The organism is Streptomyces sp. NPDC028289 (assembly GCF_055565975.1).
This window is the reverse complement of sequence record NZ_JBVHTI010000004.1, coordinates 165613-181245: the sequence shown is the minus strand read 5'-3', so window position 1 is coordinate 181245 and position 15633 is coordinate 165613. Positions and strand designations below refer to the sequence as shown.

Below are 15633 nucleotides of genomic sequence, written 5' to 3'. Positions count from 1 at the left end.
CCTCGCGCCGGGGGTGGGTAATTACCCCTACCGACACAACCCCCACCCCGGGCACCCCCCGGGCCGCCCCCCCCGCCCCCGGCCGCCGGGGGGGGGGGGGGCGGCGCCCCCCCGCGCCCCCCCCACCCCCCTTGTCACCTGGGGACATCCGGATTGTTGCTGTGATTGTTGACAAAAGTGTTGACGTTTTCGCCCGTCGATCCTTAGCGTCTACGCACCACGGGTCAGCCGCACGAGCCGCCTCGACCCCCTCTACCGCTTCCCCTCCAGGGAACGCATCCTGGACGAGAGGAAAACAAAGATGTCCTCCTCAACCGCCCTGTCCGCTCGCGGCAGCAAACTGGCCTTGCTGGTCGTCGGTCTGTGCTGGCTGGCCGTGCTCTTCGACGGCCTCGACATGTTCATCTACGGCTCGGTGCTGCCCCACCTGCTGGAGACCAAGACCTTCGGCATCACCCCGGACGAGGCCGGCGACCTCGGTTCCTACGCCACCTTCGGCATGCTGGTGGGCGCCCTGACCGCGGGGACGGTCGCGGACCGGATCGGCCGCAAGCAGCTGATGATCGCCTGTGTCACGCTGTTCTCGCTCGCCTCCGGCATCTGCGCGGTCTCCGGGAGCCTCGGGGTCTTCGGCCTCGGCCGCACCCTGGCCGGCGTCGGCCTCGGCGGGCTGCTGCCGACCGCGATCAGCATGGTCTCCGACTACGCCAAGGGCGGCCGGATCGCCATCACCATCGGCGTGCTGATGACCGCCCACCACGCGGGCGGCATCCTCTCCGCCTACGTCGCCAAGTGGCTGGTCGACCCCTTCGGCTGGCGCTCCGCCTTCTGGGTCTGCGTGCTCCCGCTGCTCTTCGTCCCCGTCCTGCTGAAGCTCCTCCCCGAGTCGCTGAGCTTCCTGGTCGCCAAGGGCCGCACCGAGGAGGCCACCGCGCTGGCCGACCGCTACGAGGTCGAACTGCCCGCCGTGTCCGCGAGGAAGAGCGCCGCCGACCGATGGGACGCGCTGCTCGCCCTGTTCCGCGGCGGCGAATGGCTGCAGACCCTGCTGTACTGGCTGGCCTCCTTCGGCGGTCTGCTCCTGGTCTACGGCGTCGCCACCTGGCTGCCGACCCTGATGCGCACCGAGGGCTACGAGCTCACCAACGCCCTCACCTTCGTCGTCGTCTTCAACCTCGGCGGCATCGTGGGCATGCTGGTCGCGGGCCGTGCCGCCGACCGGTTCGGCGCCCCGCGCATCGCGGCGATCTGGTTCGCCCTCACCGCCGCCGGCGTCTACCTGCTCAGCGTCCACCTGCCGATGGGCGTGACCACCCTGGTCGTCTTCCTCACCGGCGTCTTCCTCAACAGCGCCCAGACGATGATCTACGCGACCGTCTCCATCCGCTCCACGCCGGACAACCGGGCCACCGCCGTCGGCTGGACCTCCGGCATGGGCCGCTTCGGCGCGGTCTTCGGCCCGTGGCTCGGCGGCCAGCTGCTCGCCGCGGGCAACGGCGACTGGGGCTTCACCGCCTTCGCGCTGGCCGGCGTCTCGTCGATGGTGTTCATCGGCATCGCCGCCCTGCGCTCGGCCCGGCAGCCGCAGGGCAGCAGCGACCGGGAGAAGCTGGTCGCCGCCCACTGACCGGTCCCCCCGGACCGGTCCGGCGCCGCGCTCCTTCCACGGGCGCGGCGCCTTTCTACGGTTCTCCGGCGGAGTCCGCCTCCAGCCCGGTGCACGCCAGCTCTCCCGCCACCTCGGCGCACGCCTCCACGCCCCGGGGAGCCGGCACCGCGAGCATCGGGCTGGTGTAGCCGACGGAGTCCTCGGCGGGATAGCTCGCCGACAGCACGTCCTCCCCGGCCCGGACCGAGACCTCGCGCGCGAGCGGGGTGTGCAGCCGCACCTCGGACCAGGCGGTGCCGCAGGCGGGGGACCAGCGCAGCCGGACGTCGTAGGCGACACCGGTGACGCGACTCTTGGTCCGCGCGTCCCGGTCGCACGCCGAGGCGTCCGGCAACTCGCCTTGGCAGGACCGGCCGTGACAGCGCGGTGCCGCCGACACCGGCTGTGCGCCCGGTGTGCCGCGCCGGTCCGAGACGGTCACGGCCGCCGCCGTCACCCCGGCCACGGCGAGCAGTGCGATCGCCGTCAGCGGCAGCCGCCGCCTCGCCGGCCGCCGCTCCTGGGGCGCCTCGGCGGCCGGCGGCCCCTCGGGGACCTCGCACAACGCCAGTACGGCGGCGGGGTCGGCGCCCGCGAGCCGGGCCAGGGCCTCCACGGCCGCACGCGGCGGCCGTTTGTCGCCGGAGAGGTAGCGGTGCCAGGCGGACTTGCTGTACGGGGTGCGGGCGGCCAGCGCCGCCAGGCTCAGTCCCGTACGCTCCTTCAGCTCGCGCAGCCTCGCCGCCGGCGACTCGTCCGATGGGGTGGTCCTCGCTCCTTCGGGGTGGGGCATGTTGCGTGCCTCGACTTCGTTACGCTATGGGCGTTTCGCCCCTGTTGTCGGAATGGCTTCCCATCGGGACCGGGTCCGCAATCGGCGAACAGGTGTGAAGACGGTGAATCAGGGGGTGCATGTCGAAGGCCTGTTCGGGAACCCGGGGTTCCCGAACAGGCCTCTGGGGTCAGGGAGTACGGCGGTGACGGCTCGTCAGCACCACGGGACGGCGTGGCCGACCCGCACGTAGTGGGCGGAGACGTACCCGTTGCGGTGCGGGAGCCGGTACCAGGTGTGGTTGCCGCGCACCGAGCCGCCGTACGTCTTGCAGGACAGCGGGACGAGCCGGTTGCTGTGGCGGTGGCCCACCACGCGGTAGCGGGTGCTCGGGCCGGAGCGGACGTTGAGCCGGACGCGGTGCGTGGTCACCCGGCCGACGGTCCGGTACGTGTAGTGCCGGGTGTGGAGGCGGTGGCCGGCCGGCGCGGGCAGGGTGGTGTAGTTGTAGTACTGCACGATTCCCTGGGGCGCGGGGACCGGGGTGGCGGCGCTCGCGGTGGCGGCCCCGGCCGTGGGCAGGAACGCGAACACCGCGACGGTGGCCAGCAGGCCGTTCTTCAGGATCCGACGGGACATGGAAACCTCCGTGCTGTCGAGCTCGTGACCACGAAGCGTGATCACGACTCGGAGCGTTTCCGTGCCGAACGGTCACCATGTCGTCCCCGCGTGCCCTGGGACGCCTGGGACGTCCCAGGGCACGCCGGCTCAGCCCATCTGGTCCTCGGCCGACAGGTGCTCGACCGTCTTGCCCGTGGCCGTGAAGGTCCGCGTGACGTACCCCGACGAGTACACCCACAGGATCCGCAGCGGGGTGTCGCCGACGTTGCGGAACAGGTGGGGGACGGGGGACGGGACGTACGTGGTGTCGAACCGCTCCAGCCGGGTCACCTCGCCGTCCACCCACACCTCCGCCTCGCCCTCCAGGACGGTCACGTGCTCGTCGCAGTTGTGCGAGTGCAACGGCGCCCCGGAGCCCACCGGGTAGACGCTCATCCCGCTCGTGATGAGGTTCTCGCCGCCCGCGGACGGTGTGGTGATCAGCGGTGTCGTCACGACCGCGCCGCCCCGGTCGAGCAGGGGTACGGACGCGGCCTTGATGATCGTGGTCATCCGGGGGTTCCTCTCCACAACGGCGTACCTGGTACGCCGACCGACGCTAGGCCGCGCGGGCGCGAACGGGTGCCCCCTGGCGTGCAGTTTTACCTTGCGCTCCGGGAGGTGTGAGCGGCCGCGGAGCGGCTGTAGCGTCCTCACCCGGCAATCCACGGCCGCCGGAGAGAAAAGGCAGGTACCGGCCCCATGAGGCTTCCCGTTCTCAGCGAAGACGACATGAACCCCCGCCAGCAGGAGCTGGCCGCCCGGATCGCGGGCCGCCGCGGCGCCGTCCGCGGCCCGTTCCGGGTCTGGCTGCACAGCCCGGAGATGTGCGAACGCGCGGAGTCCCTCGGCGCCTTCGCCCGCTTCGACTGCAGTCTCCCCGAACGCCTGCGCGAACTGACCCTCCTGATGGCCGCCCGCAACTGGGACGCCCAGTACTCCTGGAACGCCCACGTCCGCCAGGCGATCGAGGCCGGCATCCCGGAAGCGGCCGTGGCGGCCATCGCCGAGAAGCGCGAGGCGGTCTTCGAGGACGAGGCGGACCAGGCCTTCTACCAGTTCTGCCGGGAGATCCTGGAGGAGCACTTCGTCACCGACGAGACCTTCGCCCGCGCCCTGGCGCACTTCGGCCCCAAGGGACTGGTCGACACGATCGGCGCGCTCGGCAACTTCACCATGCTCGGCATGTGCCTGAACACCTTCCAGGTGGATCTCCAGGCCGACCGGGAGCCGCCGTTCCCGGACGTCCGTGGCTACCGCCGGATCACCCCGTCAGGAGCCCCGTCCACTGCCTGACCATGAGAAACGCGGCCGATCTTTTAAGAGAGGAGCCGTTGACAGAATTGCCGACATTCGATTTGTGTGGGTGACCAGCGCGAGCGAGCCGCACGCGCGTTCGGAGGAAAAATGGACCGCTTGCTCCTCATGCACAGCTTCGTGACCGTCGCCCAGGTCGGCAGTTTCAGCGGAGCCGCCAAGAAACTCGGCTCGTCCGGCTCCCTGGTGTCACGGCACGTGGCGGAGCTGGAGCGGCAGATCGGCGTACGTCTGGTCAACCGCACCGCCCGCTCCGTGAGCCTCACCGAGCCCGGCCAGCGCTACGCCGAGTTCGCCGCCCGGATCCTGGACGAGATCGAGGCCGAGGACGCCGGCATCGCCCAGCTCCACGACCGGCCCGAGGGGACCCTCAGCGTCATCTGCCCCAAGTGGATAGGCAGCCTCGACCTCGGGGACGCCATCGCCGCCTTCTCGGCGACACATCCGAAGATCCAGGTCCGGTTCGAACTCGGCGGGATGTCGGACCGTACCTACGACTTCCTGGACAGCGGATTCGACGTCGCCTTCCACACCCGGGACCTCAGGGACTCCAGCGTCCGGCTGAAGAAGATCGCCTCGCTGCCGTTCGTGCTGTGCGCCTCCGCGGAGTACGTCGAGCGGTGCGGCACGCTCGCCCACCCGAACGACCTCGCCGCCCACGACTGCCTGGTCCACCTCAACGACCCGGTCTGGCGGATCGGCCACGGGCACGCCAGCACCCTGCACAAGATCCGCAACATCGCGTTCTCGTCCAACTCCTACATCGCCCTGCAGAAGGCGGCGGTGCACGGCCGCGGCATCGCCCTGCTGCCCCAGCGCCCGGCCTACGACGACCTGGTCTCCGGCGCCCTCCAGGTGCTGCTGCCCGACCTCGCCGTCCCCGACCGCCCGCTGTACGCGATCTACGGGCCCGGACAGGACACCCCGCGCAAGATCAGCGTCTTCCTGGACTTCCTCGCCGAGTGGTTCGCGCAGAACCCGATTCCCGCGATCCGGTCGTAGGCCCGGCGGCCGGCGGCCCGGACGGCCCACGCCGCAAGAAACGCTTGCGCATTCCGTAGAGCTCAGGCCATTGAGCCCCTCGCGAGCCGAAATCTACGCTCGCGAGGCGACCCGGAAACGAGGAATCCATGGGAATCCAGAGAATCGAATCGGTCACCTACGCCATCGACCACCTCGGCGTATGCGTCCGGTTCTTCGACGACTTCGGGCTGTCGATGGTGGAGCGGACCGACGAGCACGCGGTCTTCGTGACCCGCACCGGCCAGAGCCTCCACCTCGACACCCGGCCGTCGCCACTGCTTCCGGCGCCCGTCGAGAGCGGGCCCACGCTGCGGGAGGTCGTCTGGGGCGTCGACACACCGGAGGAACTGGCACGGCTGGTGGCGGAGGCGGGCCGGGACCGCGAGGTCCGCGAGAGCGCCGACGGCGTCCACCACACCGTCGACGAGACCGGCTTCGGCGTCGGTCTCGTCCTGGCCCGCCCCGCGCCCGCTGCGGTCACGCCCCGCCCGGCCAACACACTGGGCACTGTCACCCGCTGGAACACCGCGCTGGAGCCGATCACCCGGGTCCGCCCGCTGCGCATGTGCCATGTCGCCCTGAACATCCCGAAGGAGGGCCGGAAGGCGGCCGTCGGCTTCTACGTCGACCGGCTCGGCTTCCGCCCGACCGACGTGGTCGAGCCGATGGGCGTCTTCATGCAGGCCCCCGGCGACGACGACCAGCACACCATGCTGCTGTGCCACCGCCCCGACAAGGCGGGCGTCAACCACATCGCCTACGAGGTGCCCGGCTTCGACGACGTGATCGAGGGCGGCAACTACATGATCGAGCACGGGTGGCGGGAGGCCCGCAGGCTCGGCCGGCACACCGTCGGCTCCAACGTCTTCCGCTTCCTGCACGCCCCGTGCGGCGGCCGCGTCGAGTACGCCGCCGACATGGACCGGGCCGACGACACCTACGGCACCCGGGTCCACGAGACGACCCCGCCGCACCACATCTGGGCCCTGCGCACCAACCGCGACCAGGAAGCCCCCACCGCGTCCTGAACCTGAGAGGGCACCCCTTCATGACCACCGACCACGGCTATCCCGCCGTCCGCATGTACATAGCGGGCGAGTGGTGCCAGGGCGGCTCCGGACGGACCGCCCCCGTCGTCAACCCCGCCACCGAGGAGACGATCGGCGAGGTCCCGCTCGCCACCCCCGCCGACCTCGACCGCGCACTCGAAGCCGCCGAGCGCGGATTCAAGGTGTGGCGCGCGACCTCCGTCGCCAAGCGCTCCGCCATCCTCGACCGGGCCGCCGACCTGATCGCCGAACGCGCCGCCGCGATCGGCCGCGTGATGACCCTGGAGCAGGGCAAGACCCTCGCCGAGTCGACGGGCGAGGCCAGGCGCACCGCCGACACCCTGCGCTGGCACACCGAGGACGCCCGGCGCGCATACGGCCGTATCGTGCCCTCCGCGCCCGGCACGATCCTCACCGTCCGCCGCGAACCCATCGGCCCCGTCGCCGCCTTCGTGCCCTGGAACTTCCCGGTCGGCGGCCCCAACCGCAAGATCTCCTCGGCGCTCGCGTCGGGCTGCTCGCTGATCATCAAGGCCTCCGAGGAGACCCCGGCCACGGCAGCCGCCCTGGTGGAGTGCTACGCCGACGCCGGACTCCCCGCCGGAGTGCTGAACCTGGTCTTCGGCGAGCCCGCCGAGGTGTCCGCCCACCTCATAGCCTCCCCGGTCACCCGCATGATCGCCTTCACCGGCTCGGTGCCCGTCGGCAAGCTCCTCGCCGCCGAGGCCGGCAAGGTCATGAAGCCCGCCCTGATGGAGCTCGGCGGCCACGCCCCGGTCATCGTCTGCGCCGACGCGGACGCCGGACAGGCCGCCCGCCGGGCCGCCCAGGCCAAGTTCTTCAACGCCGGCCAGGTGTGCACCTCGCCCAGCCGCTTCCTCGTCCACGAGTCCCTGGTCGAGGACTTCACCGCCGAGTTCGTGAAGGCCGCCGAGTCGGTCGTCGTCGGCGACGGACTGACGCAGGGCACCACGATGGGCCCCCTCGCGAACGAGCGCCGGCTGCGGTCGATCGAGCGGCTGACGGCGGACGCGGTGCGCAAGGGAGCCAGGGTCCGCGCCGGCGGCGAACGGCTCGACCGCCCCGGCTACTTCTTCGCCCCGACCGTCCTCACCGACGTACCGGCGGACGCGGACCTGCTCTCCGAGGAGCCGTTCGGTCCCCTCGCACCGATCGTGCCCTTCGGCGACCTCGACGACGCCCTGGCCACCGCCAACTCCCTGCCGTACGGCCTGGCCGCCTACGGCTTCACCAGGTCGGCGGCCACCGCCGAGAAGCTCTCCGACGGGTTCGAGGCCGGCATCCTCTCGATCAACCACTGCGGCGGCTCGGTCCACGAGGCGCCCTCGGGCGGGGTCAAGGAGAGCGGGTACGGCCGGGAGGGCGGGCCGGAGGCGCTGGACGCCTACCTGGTCACCAAGCGCGTCTCCCACCTGCTGACGCCATGAGGTACGCGCGAGTCTCGGTGGAGGGACGGGCGGTCTGGGGCCGGGTGGGGGAGTCCCGTATCGAACTGCTCTCCGGGTCGCCGCTGGAGGGCGAGCCCGACGTCCTCGGCACGATCCCGTTCGCCGGCGCCACCTGGCTGCCGCCCGTCGTACCGGGCGTGTTCTACGCCGTCGGCCACAACTACCCCCGGCACATCGAGCACGCCGGGGCCGCGACGCCCGAGCGCCCCGAGGTCGGCTACCGCGCCAACAACGCGCTCACCGGCCACCGTTCGCCGATCGTCAAGCCGGCCGAGGTGACCGGACGCTTCGAGGCCGAACCCGAACTCGTCGCCGTCATCGGCCGTACGGTCCGGCACGCGACGTACGACGACGCCCGGAAGTCCGTCTTCGGCTGGACCATCGGCAACGACGTCAGCGCCCGCACCTGGCAGCACCAGGACCGCACCTTCTGGCGCAGCAAGAACAGCGACACGTTCAAGCCGATGGGGCCGTGGATCGAGACCGACGTCGACGCCCTCGCGCAGACCACCACGCTCCGGGTCAACGGCGAGGTACGTGCCGAGTTCCCGACCGGGGACATGGTCTTCGACCCCTTCGACTACATCGTCGAGATCACCCGGCACATCACCCTGCACCCCGGTGACGTGCTGTGGATGGGCGCCGAGTCCACCTGCCGGCTCGACCCCGGCGACACCGTCGAGGTCGAGATCAGCGGCATCGGCGTGCTGTCCAACCCCGTACACCTGGAAGGGAACCACTCATGACCGCGGCACCCCGTTACATCCACCACGTCAACTTCCCCACCACCGACCCCGACCGGACCGCCGCCTGGTACACCAAGGTCTTCGGGATGAAGCGCATCCAGCCCAAGTCCAACACCCGCGTGGTGCTGATGACCCGGGGCAACTTCGACCTGCACTTCACTCCCGTGGAGGAGATGGAGCGCATGGCGCCCTACCACTTCGCCGTCGAGGTCGACGACTGGGACGAGTTCCTCGCCCATCTCAAGGATCTGGGCATCCGGCACACCCGGCCGATCGAACGCCCCGAGAACCAGTCCAAGTTCTGCTACATCCACGACCCCGACCACACCATGATCGAGCTCGTCTACCACAGCCGCCGCCCCAACTAGGCATCTCTGTACGGGAGTTCACTCCATGCCCATCGCCGACTCCGACGGCACATCCATCTACTACGAGCGCCACGGCAGCGGCCCGGCGATCCTCTTCGTGCACGGCAGCGGCGGGCACCACGCCGCCTGGTGGCAGCAGGTGGCCGCACTGCGCGAGGAGTTCACGGTCGTCACCGTGGACCTGCGCGGCTTCGGAAAGTCCGACTCGTCCATGGCGGAGTTCGACGGCCAGGACTTCCCCGGTGACGTGGTCGCCGTCCTCGACCAGGAGGACATCACCGACGCCATGCTGGTCGGCCAGTCCATCGGCTCCGTCGCCGCCCTGCGTGCCGGGCTGCTCCGCCCCGAGCGGGTCTCCTCGGTCGTCCTCGGCCACTCCCTCGGCGGCATCAGCCACCCCGAACTGAAGGAGCTGGCCGCCGCCGACCGGGCGGAGGCCGTGAAGCTGCCCGTCATCGACCGGCTGTTGACTAAATCGTTCCAGCAGGACCGGGCCGACCTGACCTTCCTCTTCCAGCAGATGGGCACGTTCAACGTGGCCAGGATGCAGGACCTGCGCAACCTCGACACCGACGGCCCCTCCCTGGAGGAGATCCGGGCCTCCGGCGTCAAGGTCGCCTTCCTCGCGGGCGAGAAGGACGCCGTCCTCGGCGTCAAGACCGTCACCCGCGCCCACGAACTGCTGGCCGGCTCGCACCTGGAGATCGTCCCGGACGCCCCGCACTCCATGTACTGGGAGGCGCCCGGGCAGTACAACGCCGCCGTCGCCCGGCTCCGCCGCACCCTCACCGCACCGAAGGAAGCAGCATGACCAGCCTCACCCTGGCCGCCGCCGAGGAGATCATCGGCGCCGCCCACCAGCGCGCCCAGGAGATCGGCAAGGCGGTGAGCGTCGCCGTCGTGGACGCCGGCGGCTTCCCCGTCGCCATCCGCCGCCCCGACGGCGCCCGCCCGCTCACCCCCGACATCGCCCGTGCGAAGGCCTACACGGCGGCCGTCATGCAGCGCCCGGGACCCATGCTGAAGAAGTGGCAGGAGAGCCAGCCGGCCTTCTTCTCCCAGCTCTCCCAACTCCCCGGCGCCGCACTGCCGATCATGGCCGCCGAGGGCAGCGTCACCATCAAGAAGGACGGCGAGATCATCGGCGGGCTCGGCATCGCCGGCGGCACCGCGGACGAGGACCAGCGGATCGCCGAGGAGGTCCTGAAGGCGCTCGGCTACGAGCTGGAGTTCGCCGCGTGGGGCGTCACCGGCTCCGGCGGAAAGGACTGACACCATGGCGGACACGTTCAACTACCGCATCGACCACCACGGCAGCCTGGTCCGCCCGGCAGGCCTGTCCACCGCCGACCCGGAGGCCGTCGACGCGGCGGTCCGGGAGGCGGTCGCCTACCAGCGCAAGCTGCGCTCCACCGTCGTCACCGACGGCGACTTCCCCCGCGAGGACTTCCGCAGCGCCGTCCTCGACGGCGTGTCGGGCTTCCGCCGCACCGACGGGGCGGACCCGGACGGCCTGGTCCACTGGGTTGCCGAAGCCCTGCCCAAGGCCAACGGCCCGCTGCTCGCCGACCGGTCCGCCCAGCTCGCCGACCTGACGGTGATCGCCGTGAAGGCCACCCTGCCCTCCCCGGCGTATCTGGCGGCCACCACCTTCCAGCCGGGCCTCGGCGTCTCCTCGGCCCGGGAGCTGGGCGAGGCACTCGCGGAGATCGTCCGGGCCGAGATCGAGCTGCTGGTCTCGAAGGGCGTCCGCCTTATCCAGCTCGACAACCCGCTCCTGCTGGCCCAGGTGGGCACCGGCCCGGCCGACCCCGGCGCCCTGTCCTTCACGGACGCGCTCGCCGTCGACGCCCTCGCGGTACGCCTGGACGAGCGGCCGGAAGGCGTCCGCATCGGGGTCGCCCCCGGCTGGTCGGCCCCGGCCGAGGTGGACCGGGCCCGCGCCGAGCAGCTGTACGCCGGCATCGGCGCCGACCGCTGGATCCTCCCGTTCGACCAGGGCACACCGGCCGAACTGGACCTCGTCGAGGCACTGCCGGACGACCGGGACTTCTGCCTGGGTGTGGTCGACGCGACGGCGCCCGAACTCGAAGACGTCGACGCGGTGATGTCCCGCATCGACGCGGTGGGTGAGTTCAAGGACCTGGAGGACGGCGCGGTGTCCCCGTCACGGGGCTTCGCCGACGTGGCGTCGAGGCCACTGCTGACCGCGGAGGACCAACGCCGCAAGCTCGTACTGGTCGAGACCGTCGCCCGGTACTGCTGGGGCAACGAGTTCTAGCGCTGATCTGCCGACTGTGGCGCCGTCGTGGCCGGTCGCGCAGTTCCCCGCGCCCCTGAGGGGCGCTCGTGCAGCGCCCCTTTCTTTTTTAGGGGCGCGGGGAACTGCGCGAGCAGCCACACACAACCCGCGCCCCGGAACGCACCTGAGCCCGGCAGACGCTAGACAACCTCCGCAAAAATCACCGTGCGCTCCACGAGCAACGGCCACACCACCCCCACGACGACCTCCTTGAAGTGCTCGGCCGCCTTGTGCGCCTCGAACCCCTCCCGGTCGACATACCGCTCGTACAACAGAAACCCACCCGGCTCGCCCTCCACCACGTGCACCTCGTACATCAGGTTCGCGGGCTCCGTACGCGTGGCCTCCCGCGCCCTCAGCAGCGCGGCCCGCACCGCGGCCTCGTCGGCGGGCGCGCAGCGATAGTGGGCGACGACTGTGTATGCCATCCGTCTTCTCCTCAGAACGTGTCCCGGAACGTGTCCGGTCCGCCCGATTCCAGCATGGATCATGCGCCCGACGGCCTCCGCACGGCGCAATCAATGCCTGCCCCCGCGGGGCTGGTGGACCCCCTCCCACATGGTGTGTCGTCGCAGACGGCCCGCACGGGCGGCACCGCGGACGACGAAGGAAGTGATCTCCATGCGCACTCTGGAAACCCTCTCGGGCGGGGAGTGGGTGAGGGCCGGCGAATGGATCGACGTCCACGACCCGGCCGACGTCCGCACCCTCCTCGCCCGTGTCCCGGCCCTGTCCGCGAAGGACGTCACCCGGGCCTACGACCACGCCGAGCGCGGCTTCGCCGTCTGGAAGCGCACCAGCCCCTTCGAGCGGGCCCGCGTCTTCACCGAGGCGGCCCGCCTGATCCGGGAGCGGGCCGAGGAGATCGCCGCGGACGTCACCGCCGAGAACGGCAAGACCCTGACCGAGGCGACCGGTGAGACCCTGAAGGCCGCCGACTTCCTGGAGTACTACGCGGGCCTCGCCCGCCAGGGCTACGGCACCCTCCTGCACGACGTACGCCCGAACCACCGTACGCACACCCAGCGTGAGCCCATCGGGTTGATCCTGGTGATCAGCCCCTGGAACGACCCGCTGATCACCCCGGCCCGCAAGCTCGCACCGCTGCTCGCCACCGGGAACGCGGCCGTGTTCAAGCCGGCCACGGAGACACCGCTGTCGGGGCTTCACCTCGCCCGCGCCCTGCACGACGCGGGCCTGCCCGCAGGCGTCCTCAACGTGGTCACCGGCCGGACCGCCGAGATCGAGGAGGCCCTCCTCGACGACCCCCGGATCGCCGGCATCACCTTCACCGGCTCCAACGCCGTGGGCAACCGCATCCGCCGCCGCCTCGCCGATCGCAACGTCCGCTTCCAGGGCGAACTCGGCGGCAAGAACGCGTCGGTGGTGCTGCGCGACGCCGACCTGCCGGCCGCCGCGAAGGCCGTCGTGGCCGCCTCCTTCGGCCAGGCCGGGCAGCGCTGCACGGCCACCAGCCGGGTGATCGTCGAGCGGCCGGTGTACGACGAGTTCGTCACGCTGCTGGTCGCGCAGGTGCGGACGCTGACCGTCGGCCCCGGCACCGACCCGGCGACCACCCTGTGCCCGCTGTCCAGCCCGAAGCAGCGCGACAGCGTCCTCGCCGACCTGGGCAGGGCGGTGGAACAGGGCGCGACCGTGCTCACCGGAGGCCGGGCGGACAGCGAACGGCCCCACGGCTGCTACGTGGAACCCGCCGTCCTCGCCGGCATCACCCCGGACATGGCCGTCTGGCGGGAGGAGGTCTTCGGACCCGTCCTCGCCGTCCGCGCGGTGGACGACTTCGCGGCGGCCGTCGAGGCGGTCAACGACTCCGGGTTCGGGCTCGCCGCCGCCGTGTTCACCCGCGACCTCGGCTCGGCGTACCGCTTCGCCGACGAGGCCGAGTGCGGGCAGGTCGCGGTCAACACGACGACCACCGGCTGGGACGTCCACCTGCCGTTCGGCGGCTTCCACGACTCCGGCACCGGCTACAAGGAGCAGGGCGAAGAGGTCCTGAGGTTCTCCACGCGCGTCAAGACGGTGGCCGTCCACTTCGGTGCCCCGGAGCGGGCCCGTGGCTGACGAGACGGTCGGAGTCGTCGGCGCCGGCATCGTGGGCCTGGCCACGGCCCGCGAGATCGCGCTGCGCCGCCCCGGCACCCGGGTCGTGGTGTTCGAGAAGGAGCAGGAGGTCTCCCGGCACCAGACCGGCCACAACTCCGGCGTGGTGCACGCGGGCATCTACTACACGCCCGGCAGCCTGAAGGCCGACCTGTGCGTGCGGGGCGTGTCCCTGCTGCGCGAGTACTGCCGGGACCGGCAGTTGCCGTACGACGAGATCGGCAAGCTGGTCGTGGCGGTACGGAAGGACGAGCTCGGCAGGATGGAGAACCTGTACGAGCGGGCGAAGAACAACCACGTACCGGAGTTGCGGAAGATCTCGCGCGAGGAGATCAGGGAGCTGGAGCCGCACGTCGGCGGCATCGCGGCCCTGCACTCCCCGCGCACCGCGATCACCGACTATCCGGCGATCGCCCGCGCGTTCGCGAAGGACGTCATCGACTCCGGCGGCGAGGTGCGCCTCGGCTTCGCGGTCACCTCGATCAGCACCGTGCCCGGCGGTATCGAGGTCGCCTCCGGCCAGGACCGGGTCCGTGTCGACCGGCTGATCCTCTGCGCCGGCCTCCAGTCCGACTCCGTGGCCAAGCTGGCACAGGACAGGCAGGAGCCCCGGATCATTCCGTTCCGCGGCGAGTACATGCTGCTGAAGCCGGACCGGGCCCATCTCGTGCGCGGGCTCGTCTACCCGGTGCCCGACCCCCGCTACCCCTTCCTCGGCGTGCACTTCACCCCGCGCGTCGACGGCTCGGTGGAGGTCGGACCCAACGCCGTCCTCGCCCTCGCCAAGGAGGGATACACCCGGACCACAATCTCGCCCCGCGACCTGCTGGCCCTCGCCGCCTACCCCGGCGCATGGCGGATGGCTGCCCAGCACTGGCGTACCGGCATCAGGGAGTACCGCGGGTCCTTCTCCGCGGCCGCCTTCATGGAGGACGCCAAGCTGTACGTCCCGGGGGTCGGCGTCCGTGACGTGGTGCGCGGCGGCGCGGGCGTACGCGCCCAGGCGCTGGACCGCGACGGCACGCTCGTGGACGACTTCCGCATCCACCGGGTCGGCCGGATCACCGCCGTCCGCAACGCCCCCTCGCCGGCCGCCACGGCCTCCATGGCGATCGCCGAACACATCACCGCGGCCGTCTTCGACGACGCCTGAAACACCGGCGACATGCCCCGCGAACAGCGCACTTCCGCGCAACAACAGCTTGCGCGCCGGGATCTCCGCAAGAGCGCACCGGCCGCCTAGCGTTCCTTCCACACCGCTCCACCACCCCCTTCGAGAGAAAGAGTTCGGACATGTTCGTCGTCGACACGCAGATCCACATCTGGAAGGAAGAGACCCCGGACCGCCCGTGGGTGCCCGGCGCCCGGGAGCGGATCCGGCTCAATGGCCATCGCGAGGACCCCTTCTCCTACGAGGAGGCCCTGGAGCTGATGGACGAGGCCGGCGTGAACCGGGCGCTGATCCTGCCGCCGTCCTGGGAGGGCGACCGCATCGACTACGCCCTGGAGGCCTGCGAGGCCCACCCGGACCGGTTCGGCATCATGGCCCGCATCCCGCAGAACAAGCCCGAAGAGGGCAAGGCCATGCTCAAGGACTTCGCGCAGAACCCGCACGTCAAGGGGACCCGGCTCACCTTCCACCGGCCGCAGGACCGCAACTGGATGATCGACGGCACCAACGACTGGTACTGGCCGATCGCCGAGGAACTGCGCATCCCCACCATGGTCCACGCGCCGATCTGGAAGCGCGAGCTCGGCGAGATCGCCGCCAAGCACCCCGAGCTGAAGATCATCATCGACCACATGGGCATCATGGCCCGCTGCGTCGACGACGCCATCGGCTACTGGGTGTCGGAGACCGCCGACCTGCATGTGCACCCCAACATCTACGTCAAGGTGTCGGCGCTGCCGGGCTACTCCACCCAGCCGTTCCCGAACAACAACATCCAGAAGTACGTGCGCGAGATGGTCGACAAGATGGGCCCGCAGCGCTGCTTCTACGGCACCGACATCACCCGCCTGCTCGGCCACGGCATCACCTACACCGACACGATCGAGCAGTTCACCAAGCACTGGGACTTCACGCCCGAGGAGCTTGAATGGATCATGGGCCGCGGTATCTCCGAGGTCCTGAACTGGCCGATCGAGGGCTGAGGAA

At 70.9% G+C, this 15633-nt stretch carries 17 protein-coding genes; 13 read left to right on the top strand and 4 right to left on the bottom strand.

Annotation, left to right across the window (positions count from 1 at the left end; translation table 11 throughout):
- Positions 1-301 precede the first annotated feature (301 nt).
- Complete coding sequence (locus ACZ4UV_RS20805) at positions 302-1627, top strand: MFS transporter (protein ID WP_467839665.1); 1326 nt, start codon at positions 302-304, stop codon at positions 1625-1627.
- Positions 1628-1682: 55 nt separating this feature from the next.
- Here the strand turns inward: ACZ4UV_RS20805 and ACZ4UV_RS20800 are convergent, their stop codons facing one another.
- From ACZ4UV_RS20800 to ACZ4UV_RS20790, 3 genes are all read right to left on the bottom strand, one after another.
- The gene (locus ACZ4UV_RS20800; RefSeq protein ID WP_451023397.1) at positions 1683-2441 is read right to left on the bottom strand and encodes a helix-turn-helix domain-containing protein; all 759 of its coding nucleotides are present in this window, start codon (positions 2439-2441) and stop codon (positions 1683-1685) included.
- Between the two features lie 195 nt (positions 2442-2636).
- Positions 2637-3059 (bottom strand): SH3 domain-containing protein, encoded by a 423-nt coding sequence (locus tag ACZ4UV_RS20795; RefSeq protein WP_467839662.1) that lies wholly within the window; start codon positions 3057-3059, stop codon positions 2637-2639.
- A gap of 129 nt (positions 3060-3188) precedes the next feature.
- Positions 3189-3593: a cupin domain-containing protein gene (locus ACZ4UV_RS20790; RefSeq protein ID WP_181806096.1), complete on the bottom strand. Its 405-nt coding sequence runs from the start codon at positions 3591-3593 to the stop codon at positions 3189-3191.
- Positions 3594-3812: 219 nt separating this feature from the next.
- Between ACZ4UV_RS20790 and ACZ4UV_RS20785 the strand changes: the two genes are divergently transcribed.
- From ACZ4UV_RS20785 to ACZ4UV_RS20745, 9 genes are all read left to right on the top strand, one after another.
- Positions 3813-4376 carry a carboxymuconolactone decarboxylase family protein gene (locus ACZ4UV_RS20785; protein WP_451022334.1) on the top strand — a complete coding sequence of 188 codons (564 nt, stop codon included), beginning with the start codon at positions 3813-3815 and terminating at the stop codon, positions 4374-4376.
- A 111-nt stretch (positions 4377-4487) separates the two neighbouring features.
- The gene (locus ACZ4UV_RS20780; protein ID WP_451022327.1) at positions 4488-5399 is read left to right on the top strand and encodes a LysR family transcriptional regulator; all 912 of its coding nucleotides are present in this window, start codon (positions 4488-4490) and stop codon (positions 5397-5399) included.
- Positions 5400-5527: 128 nt separating this feature from the next.
- Positions 5528-6448 (top strand): VOC family protein, encoded by a 921-nt coding sequence (locus tag ACZ4UV_RS20775; RefSeq protein ID WP_451022328.1) that lies wholly within the window; start codon positions 5528-5530, stop codon positions 6446-6448.
- Between the two features lie 20 nt (positions 6449-6468).
- Positions 6469-7917 (top strand): NAD-dependent succinate-semialdehyde dehydrogenase, encoded by a 1449-nt coding sequence (locus ACZ4UV_RS20770; protein ID WP_467839657.1) that lies wholly within the window; start codon positions 6469-6471, stop codon positions 7915-7917.
- Positions 7914-8684: a fumarylacetoacetate hydrolase family protein gene (locus tag ACZ4UV_RS20765; RefSeq protein ID WP_451022330.1), complete on the top strand. Its 771-nt coding sequence runs from the start codon at positions 7914-7916 to the stop codon at positions 8682-8684. Before ACZ4UV_RS20770 ends, ACZ4UV_RS20765 begins: the two co-directional genes overlap by 4 nt.
- Entirely contained in the window at positions 8681-9052 is a 372-nt protein-coding gene (locus ACZ4UV_RS20760) for a VOC family protein (protein WP_451022331.1), read from the top strand. The genes ACZ4UV_RS20765 and ACZ4UV_RS20760 overlap by 4 nt, the downstream gene beginning before the upstream one ends.
- A 25-nt stretch (positions 9053-9077) precedes the next feature.
- A complete protein-coding gene (locus ACZ4UV_RS20755) occupies positions 9078-9863 on the top strand; it encodes an alpha/beta fold hydrolase (protein ID WP_451022332.1) in 786 nt (261 codons plus the stop codon).
- Positions 9860-10324, top strand: a complete 465-nt coding sequence (locus ACZ4UV_RS20750; protein WP_467839652.1) for a GlcG/HbpS family heme-binding protein — start codon at positions 9860-9862, stop codon at positions 10322-10324. The genes ACZ4UV_RS20755 and ACZ4UV_RS20750 overlap by 4 nt, the downstream gene beginning before the upstream one ends.
- A gap of 4 nt (positions 10325-10328) precedes the next feature.
- A complete protein-coding gene (locus tag ACZ4UV_RS20745) occupies positions 10329-11333 on the top strand; it encodes a uroporphyrinogen decarboxylase/cobalamine-independent methonine synthase family protein (RefSeq protein WP_467839649.1) in 1005 nt (334 codons plus the stop codon).
- A 161-nt stretch (positions 11334-11494) separates the two neighbouring features.
- Here ACZ4UV_RS20745 and ACZ4UV_RS20740 read toward each other — a convergent pair whose 3' ends face one another.
- The gene (locus tag ACZ4UV_RS20740) at positions 11495-11782 is read right to left on the bottom strand and encodes a putative quinol monooxygenase (RefSeq protein WP_451016821.1); all 288 of its coding nucleotides are present in this window, start codon (positions 11780-11782) and stop codon (positions 11495-11497) included.
- 193 nt (positions 11783-11975) lie between these two features.
- On the opposite strand from ACZ4UV_RS20740, the gene ACZ4UV_RS20735 reads away from it, so the two are divergent.
- The 3 genes from ACZ4UV_RS20735 to ACZ4UV_RS20725 all read left to right on the top strand — a co-directional run bounded on the left by ACZ4UV_RS20735 (position 11976) and on the right by ACZ4UV_RS20725 (position 15629).
- The gene (locus ACZ4UV_RS20735; RefSeq protein ID WP_451016822.1) at positions 11976-13436 is read left to right on the top strand and encodes an aldehyde dehydrogenase family protein; all 1461 of its coding nucleotides are present in this window, start codon (positions 11976-11978) and stop codon (positions 13434-13436) included.
- Positions 13429-14628, top strand: coding sequence for an L-2-hydroxyglutarate oxidase (lhgO, locus tag ACZ4UV_RS20730; RefSeq protein WP_451016823.1), 1200 nt, complete (start codon positions 13429-13431; stop codon positions 14626-14628). Before ACZ4UV_RS20735 ends, lhgO begins: the two co-directional genes overlap by 8 nt.
- A gap of 140 nt (positions 14629-14768) precedes the next feature.
- Entirely contained in the window at positions 14769-15629 is an 861-nt protein-coding gene (locus ACZ4UV_RS20725) for an amidohydrolase family protein (protein WP_351502495.1), read from the top strand.
- The last annotated feature ends 4 nt before the right edge of the window (positions 15630-15633 follow it).

Coding starts and splice junctions, on each gene's coding strand:
- ACZ4UV_RS20790 (WP_181806096.1), bottom strand. CDS start 3,593: ATGACCACGATCATCAAGGCCGCGTCCGTACCCCTGCTCGACCGGGGC.
- ACZ4UV_RS20725 (WP_351502495.1), top strand. CDS start 14,769: ATGTTCGTCGTCGACACGCAGATCCACATCTGGAAGGAAGAGACCCCG.
- ACZ4UV_RS20780 (WP_451022327.1), top strand. CDS start 4,488: ATGGACCGCTTGCTCCTCATGCACAGCTTCGTGACCGTCGCCCAGGTC.
- ACZ4UV_RS20745 (WP_467839649.1), top strand. CDS start 10,329: ATGGCGGACACGTTCAACTACCGCATCGACCACCACGGCAGCCTGGTC.
- ACZ4UV_RS20785 (WP_451022334.1), top strand. CDS start 3,813: ATGAACCCCCGCCAGCAGGAGCTGGCCGCCCGGATCGCGGGCCGCCGC.
- ACZ4UV_RS20760 (WP_451022331.1), top strand. CDS start 8,681: ATGACCGCGGCACCCCGTTACATCCACCACGTCAACTTCCCCACCACC.
- ACZ4UV_RS20765 (WP_451022330.1), top strand. CDS start 7,914: ATGAGGTACGCGCGAGTCTCGGTGGAGGGACGGGCGGTCTGGGGCCGG.
- ACZ4UV_RS20770 (WP_467839657.1), top strand. CDS start 6,469: ATGACCACCGACCACGGCTATCCCGCCGTCCGCATGTACATAGCGGGC.
- ACZ4UV_RS20735 (WP_451016822.1), top strand. CDS start 11,976: ATGCGCACTCTGGAAACCCTCTCGGGCGGGGAGTGGGTGAGGGCCGGC.
- ACZ4UV_RS20805 (WP_467839665.1), top strand. CDS start 302: ATGTCCTCCTCAACCGCCCTGTCCGCTCGCGGCAGCAAACTGGCCTTG.
- ACZ4UV_RS20755 (WP_451022332.1), top strand. CDS start 9,078: ATGCCCATCGCCGACTCCGACGGCACATCCATCTACTACGAGCGCCAC.
- ACZ4UV_RS20795 (WP_467839662.1), bottom strand. CDS start 3,059: ATGTCCCGTCGGATCCTGAAGAACGGCCTGCTGGCCACCGTCGCGGTG.
- ACZ4UV_RS20750 (WP_467839652.1), top strand. CDS start 9,860: ATGACCAGCCTCACCCTGGCCGCCGCCGAGGAGATCATCGGCGCCGCC.
- ACZ4UV_RS20740 (WP_451016821.1), bottom strand. CDS start 11,782: ATGGCATACACAGTCGTCGCCCACTATCGCTGCGCGCCCGCCGACGAG.
- ACZ4UV_RS20800 (WP_451023397.1), bottom strand. CDS start 2,441: ATGCCCCACCCCGAAGGAGCGAGGACCACCCCATCGGACGAGTCGCCG.
- ACZ4UV_RS20775 (WP_451022328.1), top strand. CDS start 5,528: ATGGGAATCCAGAGAATCGAATCGGTCACCTACGCCATCGACCACCTC.